Source organism: Pseudoalteromonas distincta, from assembly GCF_000814675.1.
GTDB lineage: Bacteria > Pseudomonadota > Gammaproteobacteria > Enterobacterales > Alteromonadaceae > Pseudoalteromonas > Pseudoalteromonas distincta.
This window is the reverse complement of the sequence record NZ_JWIG01000001.1, coordinates 531,330-544,029: the sequence shown is the minus strand read 5'-3', so window position 1 is coordinate 544,029 and position 12,700 is coordinate 531,330. Positions and strand designations below refer to the sequence as shown.

General features: G+C 39.4%; 11 protein-coding genes. 6 read left to right on the top strand and 5 right to left on the bottom strand.

Going from position 1 to position 12,700, the window contains the following annotated elements; all coding sequences use genetic code 11:
- Positions 1-63: 63 nt before the first annotated feature.
- From QT16_RS02370 to QT16_RS02360, 3 genes are read right to left on the bottom strand one after another with little or no spacing between them, the layout of a single operon-like run.
- A complete protein-coding gene (locus tag QT16_RS02370) occupies positions 64-1,284 on the bottom strand; it encodes a methyl-accepting chemotaxis protein (RefSeq protein WP_039485292.1) in 1,221 nt (406 codons plus the stop codon).
- 45 nt (positions 1,285-1,329) lie between these two features.
- The gene (locus QT16_RS02365) at positions 1,330-2,034 is read right to left on the bottom strand and encodes a glycerophosphodiester phosphodiesterase (RefSeq protein ID WP_039485289.1); all 705 of its coding nucleotides are present in this window, start codon (positions 2,032-2,034) and stop codon (positions 1,330-1,332) included.
- Entirely contained in the window at positions 2,031-2,897 is an 867-nt protein-coding gene (locus QT16_RS02360; protein ID WP_002958018.1) for a DMT family transporter, read from the bottom strand. The genes QT16_RS02365 and QT16_RS02360 overlap by 4 nt, the downstream gene beginning before the upstream one ends.
- A gap of 158 nt (positions 2,898-3,055) precedes the next feature.
- Here QT16_RS02360 and QT16_RS20855 point away from each other — a divergent pair, with 158 nt between their 5' ends.
- The 6 genes from QT16_RS20855 to rlmB all read left to right on the top strand — a co-directional run bounded on the left by QT16_RS20855 (position 3,056) and on the right by rlmB (position 9,195).
- Positions 3,056-3,226 (top strand): hypothetical protein, encoded by a 171-nt coding sequence (locus QT16_RS20855; RefSeq protein WP_167334955.1) that lies wholly within the window; start codon positions 3,056-3,058, stop codon positions 3,224-3,226.
- Entirely contained in the window at positions 3,223-4,323 is a 1,101-nt protein-coding gene (locus QT16_RS02355) for a sensor histidine kinase (RefSeq protein WP_039485286.1), read from the top strand. Before QT16_RS20855 ends, QT16_RS02355 begins: the two co-directional genes overlap by 4 nt.
- Positions 4,323-4,937, top strand: a complete 615-nt coding sequence (locus QT16_RS02350) for a response regulator transcription factor (protein WP_039485282.1) — start codon at positions 4,323-4,325, stop codon at positions 4,935-4,937. The genes QT16_RS02355 and QT16_RS02350 overlap by 1 nt, the downstream gene beginning before the upstream one ends.
- 98 nt (positions 4,938-5,035) lie before the next feature.
- A complete protein-coding gene (locus tag QT16_RS02345) occupies positions 5,036-5,770 on the top strand; it encodes an enoyl-CoA hydratase/isomerase family protein (RefSeq protein WP_039485279.1) in 735 nt (244 codons plus the stop codon).
- Between the two features lie 189 nt (positions 5,771-5,959).
- The gene (gene rnr, locus QT16_RS02340; protein WP_039485278.1) at positions 5,960-8,455 is read left to right on the top strand and encodes a ribonuclease R; all 2,496 of its coding nucleotides are present in this window, start codon (positions 5,960-5,962) and stop codon (positions 8,453-8,455) included.
- Positions 8,452-9,195, top strand: coding sequence for a 23S rRNA (guanosine(2251)-2'-O)-methyltransferase RlmB (gene rlmB / locus QT16_RS02335; RefSeq protein ID WP_002958023.1), 744 nt, complete (start codon positions 8,452-8,454; stop codon positions 9,193-9,195). Before rnr ends, rlmB begins: the two co-directional genes overlap by 4 nt.
- A gap of 187 nt (positions 9,196-9,382) precedes the next feature.
- On the opposite strand, the gene QT16_RS02330 is transcribed toward rlmB, so the two are convergent.
- Both QT16_RS02330 and QT16_RS02325 read right to left on the bottom strand, forming a co-directional pair.
- Positions 9,383-11,539: a TonB-dependent receptor family protein gene (locus QT16_RS02330; protein WP_039485275.1), complete on the bottom strand. Its 2,157-nt coding sequence runs from the start codon at positions 11,537-11,539 to the stop codon at positions 9,383-9,385.
- 212 nt (positions 11,540-11,751) lie between these two features.
- Positions 11,752-12,597: a LysR family transcriptional regulator gene (locus tag QT16_RS02325; protein ID WP_002958025.1), complete on the bottom strand. Its 846-nt coding sequence runs from the start codon at positions 12,595-12,597 to the stop codon at positions 11,752-11,754.
- Positions 12,598-12,700 lie beyond the last annotated feature (103 nt).

Here is a 12,700-nt window from a genome sequence, read left to right as displayed (position 1 = left end):
CTTTACACACTTAAATTAATAGCTGCGTAATTTACCATATTTCTCTGAGCCCGAAAACGCTTCTTAGTGCACAAAGCGCTTTAACTGTTGTTGGGTTTGCAAGCTTAACTGTTGAGATTGCTCGCTATCGGCTAATGCCGTATCTATTTGCTGTTTAGCTTGCTCCCCTAAAGCTACGATTTGCTCTACCGATTGGTGAGTCGTACTTTGGGTGCCCTCAAGCAAATGTACAGCACTGGCTATTTGCTGCAGCTGCTGCTGGTTGTGCTCAAACTCACTAAGCATTTTAGTAAAGCCATCACAGGTTGCACTAATTGAGCTTTGTGCGTTATTAGAGTGATTCATTAATTGCTCTGACTCTTTATTTGTCTCGTTTACCAAATCATTCATCTGACTTATAAAGTCGCTAATCTGCCTAGTTGCGCCACTTACCTTTATTGAAAGCGTGCGTACTTCGTCTGCAACTACGGCAAATCCTCTACCTGCTTCACCCGCTCTAGCTGCTTCTATTGCGGCGTTGAGGGCTAACAAATTAGTTTGATCAGAAAACTCTTCAACCATTTTTAAAATACTACGAATGTTTTCACTGTTTTCTTTCAGTCCCGCAATTGTATTTGAAAAGCTACCTAGCATATTAGTAATAAGTTTTACCTGCTCTACTAAAGCAGCGAGTTCTGACGCAGATAGTTTTACAAAGTTAAGGTGTTCATTATTAACGTTATGTACGCTATCTGTATTATTTACTATGTCTTGTAAGCTTTGGGTTATTTGCATACTGGCATTAATAATACTGTGGCTTAACTGTATTTGTTGCTCACTTGATTGCTCAGTATTTTTCATCGATTCAGTGACTTGTGTATTGCTGTGTGCACTAGCTTGAGCACTGTTATATGTTGTGCTGAGTAACTCACTTAAATGGGCAGTAAATATATTGTATTGTGAACTTAAATCTTTAAATTCGTCATACGAAAAGTGGGGAAGTTTTGCTGCTAAATTTGCATCTTGTTGGTTTATTTCTATCAAAGTATCGCGCATAGCAGTAACAGGGCGAACAATTAAAAAACGCATATAAAAAAGAGTAAAAATAAAACCAGATATAATCACAAGCGTAAGCAGCCAAAATAGCCCTGTACTTTGCTGTTGTTCGCTTAAACTCTGATGCAGCCAAAATAACGTAATTGCTTGGAACAATAATACAAAACTTAAGTTACCGACTATTTTACGGGTTAACGTAAAAAAGAATGTTTGCTCTATATAGTTGTAAATTTTCATAAAACCACTCATTATGCTCAAGCCCTACGATTGTTATTTAAGTGAGGGGAATGTAAGTTAGCCTTTTTGTAACGACAACAAGTAAGCTTTGGTTCGCGCTGGGTAATTTGTAAAAATTCCGTCTATGCCATACTCAAGCATTAGCGCTATATCTTCTTCCCTATCGACTGTATAAGCATAAATCTTTAGGCCTCTTTTTTTTGCATCCTCTGCAAAAGCCTTATTTATAAAGGTTTTATCTGCATGTACGCTATAAGCGTTTAAATCACTAGCAAACTTTGCATAGTTAATTGGAATAGAAGAAGTAAGGGCGCCTATTTTAAGCCATGGTAGCTTGTTTTTAAGCCACTGTAGTTGATGATGATCAAACGATGATACTAAAATATTGGCTTTCGATATTTTTTTAGCTTCAATGTTTTGTTCTAATTGAGCCACAAACCTTTCTAGTGCAAACGTGTGTTTAAGCTCAATATTTAATAAAGATTTATTGTTATTCCAATCAAACAGCTGCTGAAGAGTAGGGATTTTTTCACCATTTCCAGCATCAAGCTTAGAGAGCTCATGAGCGGTAAAGTTACTCACCCTACCTTTACCGCTGGTGGTTCTATCAAGCCATGAGTCGTGTATTACCATGTAATCATCTAAGGAACTTTGAATATCTACTTCAATACCATCAACATCTACTTTTAACGCTTCTAAAATAGCGCTTTTGGTGTTTTCAGGAAAATCCCCACTGGCACCACGGTGTGCAAATACTTTCATTGTCGAGCCTTTTTAGTGATTGACCACGTTTCAAAACAAGCGGCACTCACTATGAGTGCTCCACCAACTAACGTCATAATAGTAGGACGTTCATGAATAATTACTATAGCCAGTATGGTGCCATAAAGTGGCTGCAAGCAAGAAATTAACCCAGCGGTTGCCGCTGATAAATGCTTTAAACTTGCTGCAAATAACGAGTGCGGTGTAGCTGTAAATATAACACCCGCTACAGCAATTAAAATCAGGTCGTGATTACTAACCTCATACACTGGTACTTCTATAAATGCACACAACATAATGCTTGCCACTAAGGTTTGATAAAACATCGTTTGCGGCCCGCCATATTGGCTAAAGTAGCGCTTATGAGTAATGTTTCTTATTGAAAAAAACAATGCTGATATCACACCTGTTATTACACCTAGTGTTACATCATCGCCTAAGTTTGCACTTGGTACTAATAAGTAAATACCTAAAACAACCACCGCTGCACTTATTATATCTTTTGCTTTTGGCCTGCTTTTATTAAATAAGGGTTCTAAAAACACCGTCATTACGGGATAGCTAAAAAATGCCAGCATTCCAATAGTTATACCGGCCATTTGCATACCAGCAAAATAGGTAACCCAGTGAATACCCACCGCAACACCTAAAAATAATGCAATAAGATAGTCTTTAGGTTTGTTGAGTTTAATTTGTTTTTTTTGAAAATACAGCATGGCTAAAATAGCCATTCCTGCAATTGCAGTTCTGTAAACGGTAATATCTAAAGCATTTAACCCAATAAGTTTGGCAAATAGAGCGGTCCCGCCAAAAAGTAATACCGCTATGTGTAAATAAATTAAACTTTGTTGCTGAGGCTGCATTTAGTTTCCTTGTTGTACTTTTTGAATATATTAACATTGCTTAAAAATTCTTAAGATGAATTTTTTCCGCATGACAAAAGTCATTAAAGTTGATGACACTTCACACTCTTATTATTTTTGTACGCGGGCATAGTTACCTTACTCAACAGGAGATAATTATGAATTCTTTAATTTTAATCAGCTTAACTATTAATGAAGTGCTAGAGGCGTTAAGTTTTACGGTTACGTATGCAGATTGCTTTATGCTGGTATGCATTTTTATGTTATTTATATTTATTAATAAAAATAGTGCTATAAGTAAAAATAATATGCCTGAGGTATTAGTATGAGCTCGTTAAGCAGCTTTTCTCAACAAAGCGATAAAGGTTTTTGGAAATATGGGCATTTAATTTTTACCGGCTTTTATTTACTCCCGCTAATAATTAATTTTGCGAGCTTTACAGTTAACCAAATTGTTATGTCTTTAGCCTTCTATATTGCCTTTATTCTTTTGTATATAAAAGCAATAAACTGTAAAAGTGCAGGGGTGACTAAGTTATTTTTAGCCATGCTCTTAATTTGTTTTTGCGCTACTTTTTACACCACAGGTACGCCTACTTTATTTGGTTTCGTAGCCTATATAGCAGGCTACTCTTACAGCTCCCGTCAAAGAATTTATGCTGCGATCGCAATTATATTCACGGTTTTATTAAGCACATATATTGGAGATATAGGTAAGGTTCAATACTTTTTAGGCGTTGCTTTGATTCTATGCGCCACATTATTTAGTTACGGTATTGCAGCAAAAAGAGAAAGCTTATACAAAAAGCGCGAACAAGAAAGCGCTAACCAACTAGAGCAATTAGCAGCTATTGCAGAGCGAGAACGAATAGCTCGCGACTTGCATGATATTTTAGGCCACTCATTATCATCTATTGCTTTAAAGGCTGAGCTTGCTAATAAATTAAATCAAGGAGAGCGCTACACTCAAGCAAATAGCGAAATTGCACAAGTGGCCGATTTGGCAAGGCAGTTACTTAGCGATGTAAGAAGCGCCGTAAGTGATTTAAAACAGCTTAATCTTGTCAGCCAAGTAGCGCAGTTAAAGCAAAGGTTAATAGAGCAAGGGTTTAACGTTTCATTTAATGTGGTTTTAAATGCTCTGCCCGCTAAAGTAGAGGGTATAGCAGGCCTTATAATTAAAGAGGCAGTTACTAACTTATTACGCCATAGCAACACAAAAAATTGCGAAATAAATATAGAACAAACAGCGCAGCAGTTACTTATAACCGTAATTGACCATGGTCCGTGTAGTACATTGAATTCGGGCAATGGCCTAAATGGTATTAAAGAGCGAGCAGAGCAACTAAATGGCAGTGCAGCATTTACCTGTGGCGATAATTTTACTTTAAAAGTAGTGCTGCCAATTACAGCTAAGGATTTATAATGATCAGAGTATATTTAGTGGAAGATCAGGCGCTTGTGCGCGACGCAGTAGCAGCATTGTTAGGGCTTGATTTTAATATTGAGATTATTGGGCAAGCAAGTAACGGGCAAGATGCACTTAATGCAATTGAGGCGCTTGATAGTGATTTGCATCCCGATATAATTTTAACCGATATAGAAATGCCAACCATGAATGGTATAGAGCTTAGCGAAAAAATAGCCGCTAAATTTCCTACTATAAAAATGGTTATTATGACTACATTTTCTCGTGCGGGTTATATTAGGCGAGCGCTTACGACTGGCGTTAAAGGTTTTATTTTAAAAGAAGCACCGAGTGAAGAGTTAATAAATGCACTTAAAAAAGTAATGCAGGGACAAAAGGTAATTGACCCAGAGCTTGCTATTAATGCATTAGACTACGCAGATCCACTTACCGATAAAGAACGCAAAGCTCTTAAACTTGCAAGCGATGGCCTTAAAACAAGCGACATAGCCAAGCAGTTATTTATTAGCGAAGGGACTACACGTAATTATTTATCGGATGCCATTGCAAAATTAAACGCCACTAACCGCATAGATGCTGCACGTATAGCTAAACAAAAAGGGTGGCTTTAATTAGCGGGTTTATAAATTATAAGCAAAGTATTACTATGATATGTAAAAGTAACGAACAGCGCTTAAAATTAGCTTAAAAAGCGCTAAAAGAGGTTTTAATGGCAAGCTTAATAGAACTAACAACTAAAAATAATATCGCTATACTCACCATGAATACCGCTGAAAACCGCCACAACCCAGCGTTTTTGGCTGAGTTTAATTTACACCTAGACCACATTGAAGCAGAACAAAATATTAAGTCAGTTATTTTAACGTCTTCAAGTGATAAAAACTGGTCATTGGGTATCGACCTTCAATGGATGTCTAATCCAAGTATTTTACCTGCAGCAATTTCTGACTTTATGATTCAAATAAGTGACTTATTTAAACGTATAGTTACTTTTCCTATGCCTATTATTGCTGCGTTAAACGGGCATACCTATGGTAATGGTTCTGTACTTGCGTGTGCGTGCGACTTTAGATTTATGAAATCAGACAAAGGCTTTTTTTGTTTTCCTGAAGTGGATGTAATGGTGCCATTTGTTCCGTCGATGTTTCCTATAATTAATAAGGCAATTTCGCAAACCTTCTTTAATCGCCTAGCTATGTCAGGGGAGCGGGTTGGTGCACAGCAGTTGCTAGAGAACAAAGTAGTTGAAGCTGTGTTTGCAAATAACGACGAACTACAAGCGGGTGTACTTGAGTTTGCCCAGCAATTTAATAAAAATCGTTGGATTTACGCTCAAAATAAAACACAAATGAATAAGCAGATTTTACTTACGATGAAAGAAGAAGACCCAAGCTTTATTGATAATATAAGTAAACTGCAGTGGAAAAACCTACAAAAAAAATAGTATAGGTTTTAGCATTGCTACGAGATAACTAAACACTTTGCAGTTAAGGGATCGTTAAGCCCCATTGCGCTAGATTTTTAAACTATACAGCAAGGTAAAAGTGCTTTCTTAAAAGTTTAATAGCTTTTACCTGTCTCATTATAACTATATGGGTTAAAATACCTACATAACCAACTAACAAGATAGTGAATGTCAAACCAAGATCCAAATCTCAGTCGAGAACAAGAAAAGTACGAAAACCCAGTCCCTAGTCGTGAGTTTATACTTACTCACCTTCAAGAGCGTTCAAAGCCTGCTAACTACGCGCAATTATGTGAAGAACTAGCAGTAAACGATGACGAACGCCAAATAGCATTTAAACGCCGCCTTCGCGCTATGGAGCGTGACGGACAGCTGTATTTCAATAAATTTAAATGCTACGCCCTAATTGACGAAGCCGGTTTAACCAAAGGCAAAGTAATAGGCCACAGAGACGGTTTCGGCTTTTTAGAAGTTGAAGGCGAGAGTAAAGATTGGTTTATTGCTAAGCACCAAATGAATATGGTGTTACATGGCGACATTGTACTAGCTAAAGGCACTAAACGTGGTTCTGGCTCAAAATGCGATGCACGTATTATAAAAGTGCTTACTAACGAGCGCGCGCCAATTGTTGGCCGTTACTTTGTTGAGCACGGTGTTGCTGTTGTAGTCGCTGAAGACCCGCGCATAACGCAAGATATAATGATTTTACCAGGCAACGAAAACGGTGCCCGCCATAACCAAATGGTGCAGGTTAAAATTACGCAAAACCCAAGCCGTAACATGAACGCGGTAGGTAAAGTTATAGATGTACTTGGTGAGCATTTAGCCCCAGGTATGGAAATTGAAGTTGCACTGCGCAATCACGATATTCCACATGTATGGCCAGAAGAAGTTGAAGCACAAGTTGCTCATCTAGGTGAATTTGTTGAAGAAGCTGACAAACAAGGTCGTGTAGATTTACGTGATTTACCACTTGTAACTATTGATGGCGAAGATGCACGCGACTTTGATGACGCCGTATATTGTGAACCTAAAAAATCAGGTGGCTGGCGCTTATGGGTTGCCATTGCCGATGTATCGCATTACGTAGGAATGAACACGCCGCTTAACAAAGAAGCAATTTTGCGTGGTAACTCAGTGTATTTTCCTGAGCAAGTAATTCCGATGCTACCAAAAGTGCTTTCTAATGGATTATGTTCGCTTAATCCCAAAGTAGATCGCTTATGTATGGTTGCCGAAATGACCGTGTCGAGCGCGGGCAAACTTTCGGGTTATAAGTTTTACGAAGCGATAATGAACTCGCACGCACGTTTAACTTACACCAAAGTAAATGCCATTTTACAAAACGACGAAAAACTACGCGAAGAATACTCAGCCGTTGTGCCACATTTAACTGATTTACAGCAAATGTACATGGCACTTAAAGCATCACGCCAAGACCGTGGTGCCATAGAGTTTGAAACCCTAGAAACACGTTTTGTATTTAACGCTCAGCGTAAAATAGAATCAATAGTGCCTGTTATTCGTAACGACGCGCACAAACTTATTGAAGAATGTATGATTTTAGCCAACGTATCAGCGGCTAAAATTCTTGAAAAGCATGAAGCGAGTGCGCTTTATCGTGTGCATGACGAACCAGATCAAGAAAAACTAGGTAACTTTACTAAGTTTTTAGGCGAGTTAGGTATTGAAAGTACATTAAGCGACGAGCCAACACCAAAAGAAATAACGCAAGTATTAGCGCGACTAGGTGACCGCCCAGAAGCTGAACTTATTCAAACTATGTTACTGCGTTCAATGAAACAAGCTGTATATCAGCCAGATAACATTGGTCACTTTGGTTTAGCGTTATCGGCTTACGCGCATTTTACATCGCCAATACGTCGTTACCCAGATTTAGTCGTGCATCGTGCTATTAAAGCAGTAATAAAAGCACAAGGTCAGCAAACGTCTGGCGAATATGCTTATACCGACGACGAAGTTGATCAACTAGGTGAGCAGTGTTCTACAACAGAGCGTCGTGCTGACGATGCAACTCGCGAAGTAGCTGATTGGCTTAAATGTGAGTTTATGCAAGACCATGTAGGTGAAGAGTTTGATGGTGTTATTTCATCGGTCACTAACTTTGGTTTGTTTATTCGTTTAGATGATTTACAAATTGATGGGCTTATACACGTTACTAATTTAGGCGACGAGTTTTTTGCGCATGATGCTGCAAAACACACCCTAATAGGTGAGCACTCTCACAAAGTTTATCGCCTTGGCGATAAAGTAACAGTAAAAGTTGCGTCGGTTAGTTTAGACGATCGCCGTATAAACTTAACGCTTAAAGGCGATGTTGCACAAGACAGATACTCACGTCGTCGTGCACCAAAAAAAGGTTCAGGTAAGTCTGAGCATGCGCCAGCAAGTGTGCGTTCGCAATTAAAAGCAGGCAAAGTACCAGGTAAAAAGTCGCACAGCGATGACAAACCAAAAGGTAAAAAAAAGCCAGCAAATAAAGATAAAGGCAAGCCTGCAAATAAGTCTGCAACAAAATCTGCAGATAAAAAAGCAGCAGACACTGCCGTAAAGAAAAAACCGAAGAAGAAGGCCGTTAAAAAGCCTAAAAGAGCAGGCAAAAATGCCCGCAAACGTACTAGCCCAGGAGCAGACAATACGTGAGTAATGAATTAATTTTTGGCTTTCATTCTGTTGAAGCAATTTTAGAAAGCGAACCAGAGCGCTTTGTAGAAATTTACGCCCTTAAAGGTCGTGACGACAAACGCTCAACTCCGATTATTGATGAAGCACGTAAATTTGGTATTTCAGTACAGTTTATGCAGCGTAAAGCCCTTGATAGCAAATCAAAGGGTGAGCAGCATCAAGGTATTATTGCCAACGTAAAAGCAGCGCCAACGTTTAATGAAAAAGATCTTGATGCGATAATCGCTCGTGAAGACACACCGTTTTTACTTGTGCTTGATGGTATTACCGATCCGCATAACTTAGGCGCATGCCTACGTAGTGCAGACGCGGCAGGTGTTCACGCTGTGATTGTACCTAAAGATAAGTCGGCTAAGCTTAACGGTACCGCACGTAAAGTGGCCTGTGGCGCAGCCGAAACAGTACCGCTTATTCAAGTGACTAACCTTGCACGTACGCTTCGCGAAATTAAAGATGCAGGCGTATGGGTTGTAGGTACCGCTGGCGAAACTGATAACCACGTATTTGATGCAAGCTTAACGGGGCCAATGGCTATTGTTATGGGCGCAGAAGGCGAGGGCATGCGACGCTTAACGCGTGAGCATTGCGATATGCTTGTTAAAATTCCAATGGCGGGTACTGTTTCAAGCTTAAACGTATCGGTAGCCACGGGTATTTGTTTGTTTGAAGTATTACGCCAACGTAACGCAAATAACTAATATATAAAACGATAAGTTTTATGTATTAAAAAGCCGAGATTGAAATTCAATCTCGGCTTTTTTGTGTCTGTAATTTACGCTTTAACTTTGTAAGCTTTGGTAAACGGTTTAAAAACAAGGCAATAATTTTTGGTCTTACATAAAAAATTATTAACGCTGTTAGTGAACCGTTTAACCAGCTTTCAATTTAGAATGAGTAAGTGTAGCCCATCTGTACAGTACGCGGCTTACCTGGTTGAATGCCACCGTTTGAACGGTTAGCAACGTATGTTTTATCAAACAAGTTATCAACGCTTAGGTATACTTTTTGATTTTCATCGATTAAGTATTTAGCAGCTAAATCCCATACTACGCGGCTATCAATTGCGTTTAAGCCCGCCTCAGTTAAGTTAGCATGCGCATCAGATACGTAACGTATTTGGCTGTTAACTACAAACGCAGAAAACTCAGCACCTAACGATAACGCTACTTGGTTTTCTGGTACGTAAGGCATTGCATCGCCTTTTTCTACCGCGCCCCAAATTTCTGAATCAAAATCGTTTTTAAACTCAGAGTCTGTGTAGGTGTACGTTAATTTAACTGGGAACATAGCTGTATCAGTTGCAAAAGTACGTGCTGCACTAAATTCAAAGCCCGCTACTTCTACTTCACCGTAGTTGTATTGGTCGCCAATGTTGTCGTCGCTACAACCAACCGCTGCAGTACAGTTACCGTGCATGTTGTCGTAATCTGAGTAAAAGGCAATTACTTCACCGCTAAAGCCATCCATATTGAAGCGAGAGCCAAACTCAATGTTTACACTTTCTTCTTCTTCTTGGTCAGCATTACCAGGTGCTGCTGGTGCATAACCTTTTTGAATGCCCGCAAGTAGCGTTACGTTTTCGTTAAGTGTGTAAGTAGCACCTAGTGACGGCACTAAAATTTCAGTGTCGTTCGACACATCTTTAGTTAAACCGTTGCTGCGTGTTGGATCTGATTTAGACCACTCTTCACGCGTAATAGTAATGTCTTCATAACGAAGACCTGCACTTACTACTAATGCATCAATTGTCCACTCGTCTTGAATAAACAAGGTACTTGCTTCTGCGCTATCTACGCGGTTGCTATCAGAGCCCGGAACGCCTTGCTCTGTAAGTGTTAAGCTTAGGTCTTGATTAAGTGTGTATTTGTCTTCCCATTGAAAACGATCCATTTCGTCTTCGTGGTAACGTACACCAACAGTCACATAGTGATCGCCTGCAGGAATATGTAATTCAGACTGAATACCTTTAGCTTGGTAGTCGCGGTTATTAGCTTTAACGCCAATACCTTCAATGCCTTCGCTTGTTGGGTTTGCTTCAAATTCACTGTATTGCTCAAGGTAGCTTTCGCTTACTTTGCTGGCTTTATACCAGTTACGATGAAAATCGTTTAAGTAAGCCGTAGCTAAAAACTCATAGCCATCACCAAAACGGTATGCATAGTTAAGTTGGTATGCGTTGTGGCGCGTATTCATTTCATCGTTTTGCGATGCAGCATAACGACGATAAGGACTTTCTTGATAGTCTTCGTCAGTTAAGCCCATGTATGTTTCGTCTGATGTTTCGTCAGAGTACTTAATTTTTAGCTCAAGATTATGCGCATCGTTTTGACCAAACGTATGGCCAAACTTTAATAGTAAATCTGTTTTTTCAAAGCCGGTGTTGTCATTGCCTACTGGCAGCTCTTTAAAGCCGTCTGCGCCGTAAGTAAATACTTCAATTAAACCTGCTGTGTTATTTTTTTCTTTACCAAAGTAAGCGTGGCCTTTGTAGTAACCGTCGCTACCAAGGGCTGCATCTACCATACCTTTTGAGCTATTTGGCTCAGTTGGTAAGCTGCGCGAAAGTAAGTTTAAAACACCACCCGTAGTACGCGGGCCGTACTTAACTGAGGCTGCGCCTTTTAATACTTCAATAGATTCCATACGACCCATAGTAGGGAAGTAGTATGCAGAAGGTGCTGAATATGGTGCTGGTGCAACTAATACACCGTCTTCCATTACTGATATTTTATCGTTACGGCCAGTACCTGTACCGCGCATACCAATGTTAGGACGAAGGCCATAACCGTCTTCTTCTTGCACGTAAACGCCCGGAACAGACGCTAAAACGCGAGAAATATCGGTAAACTGGAATTTTTGAAGCTCTTCTTCAGAAATAAACGTAGCTGAACCAGGAATATCGTTAATTGCTTGCTGAGAGCCAATAACAGTGATTTGTTCAAAGCGTTGTTCTTTATTGCTGGTGTCTTTTGCTATTGCAGTAGCACTAAAAGACAAAGCAACCGCAGTTGCCAAAGTAGATACTAAAAACTTAGGGTTCATTGTGTTCCTAATCATGTCAATTATCTTAATTGGCGTAATTTGAGCACGTTAACGAATACGAATCAATGTTATTAACTATTTAATTATTCAGTTTAATAGAACTAAAAACACCTGCTTATGCAACTTAATTAACTAAATTGTTTCTTTTGTATTATTTTGTAATTACTTTACTAACTATAAAGGCTGAACGAATTATATGTGCTACGTAAGCGCTAGCCCAAGCGTAGAGCTATAAATTCAGCGAGTTTATCTACCGCATTTTCCGACTCACCCGAACTTTTAACCAAGCTAATACCAATATTACCAAGAGCCGGTAAATGCTTGGTTTGAACCTGATAGTTAAGCTCACTCGGTACTGTACTTTTAGCAAGTACCGTAATACCTAAGCCTTCTTTTAGTGCAGCTATAAGGCCGGTTAAATCGGCGTTGCTATAAACTATTCGGTATTTAATGCCTGCACTTTTTAATGCATCAGTAGCACGGCGACGATAAATACACCCCTCTGGTGCGGTAACTAGGGTAACCACCTCATTATGCGCAAGTGACAGGTCGCCCACCCACACTAGTTCGTCTTGCATAAAAATAGGAAACTTATCAGAGTTGAGTCGCTCATTTAGCGCAAGTACTAAATCAAACTGATCTTGCCTTGAGGCCGAAAGCAAATGCTTACTTAAACGCGACTTAACCTCTAACGACACCTCAGGGTAGAGCGCCACAAAGTCGCCAATAATAGAAGGTAGTATGCGCGCTGCAAATTCGCTCGGAATACCCAAGCGCACTTTACCTGCGATGTTTTCTGAGGTGAACTGCTGCAAAATAGCATCGTTGTGTTGCATCATTTGTTTTGCCATAGGCAATAATAGCTCGCCGTACTGGTTTAATACTTGGCGCTGCCCTTGTTTTTTAAATAGTTTATAGCCAAGCACGTCTTCTAAGCGCTTTATTTGCAAACTTACAGCAGGTTGCGACAGGCCAAGTAAATCGCCTGCTTTAGCAAAGCCACCTATTTCAACTACCATTACAAAAGTACGTAAACCGTCTGTTGATATGTTTTTCATATTTAAAATTACAATTTATATAGCCATATATATAAGTATTATTTATCAATTGATAAATAATTACAATTTGTTGTTGATAGGCGTGGGCAATATACTTTTGTAA

Bases quoted from the DNA above. Each gene is read 5' to 3' on its own strand.
- QT16_RS02370 (WP_039485292.1), bottom strand. From the start codon at position 1,284: ATGAGTGGTTTTATGAAAATTTACAACTATATAGAGCAAACATTCTTT.
- QT16_RS02365 (WP_039485289.1), bottom strand. From the start codon at position 2,034: ATGAAAGTATTTGCACACCGTGGTGCCAGTGGGGATTTTCCTGAAAAC.
- QT16_RS02360 (WP_002958018.1), bottom strand. From the start codon at position 2,897: ATGCAGCCTCAGCAACAAAGTTTAATTTATTTACACATAGCGGTATTA.
- QT16_RS20855 (WP_167334955.1), top strand. From the start codon at position 3,056: ATGAATTCTTTAATTTTAATCAGCTTAACTATTAATGAAGTGCTAGAG.
- QT16_RS02355 (WP_039485286.1), top strand. From the start codon at position 3,223: ATGAGCTCGTTAAGCAGCTTTTCTCAACAAAGCGATAAAGGTTTTTGG.
- QT16_RS02350 (WP_039485282.1), top strand. From the start codon at position 4,323: ATGATCAGAGTATATTTAGTGGAAGATCAGGCGCTTGTGCGCGACGCA.
- QT16_RS02345 (WP_039485279.1), top strand. From the start codon at position 5,036: ATGGCAAGCTTAATAGAACTAACAACTAAAAATAATATCGCTATACTC.
- rnr (WP_039485278.1), top strand. From the start codon at position 5,960: ATGTCAAACCAAGATCCAAATCTCAGTCGAGAACAAGAAAAGTACGAA.
- QT16_RS02330 (WP_039485275.1), bottom strand. From the start codon at position 11,539: ATGAACCCTAAGTTTTTAGTATCTACTTTGGCAACTGCGGTTGCTTTG.
- QT16_RS02325 (WP_002958025.1), bottom strand. From the start codon at position 12,597: ATGAAAAACATATCAACAGACGGTTTACGTACTTTTGTAATGGTAGTT.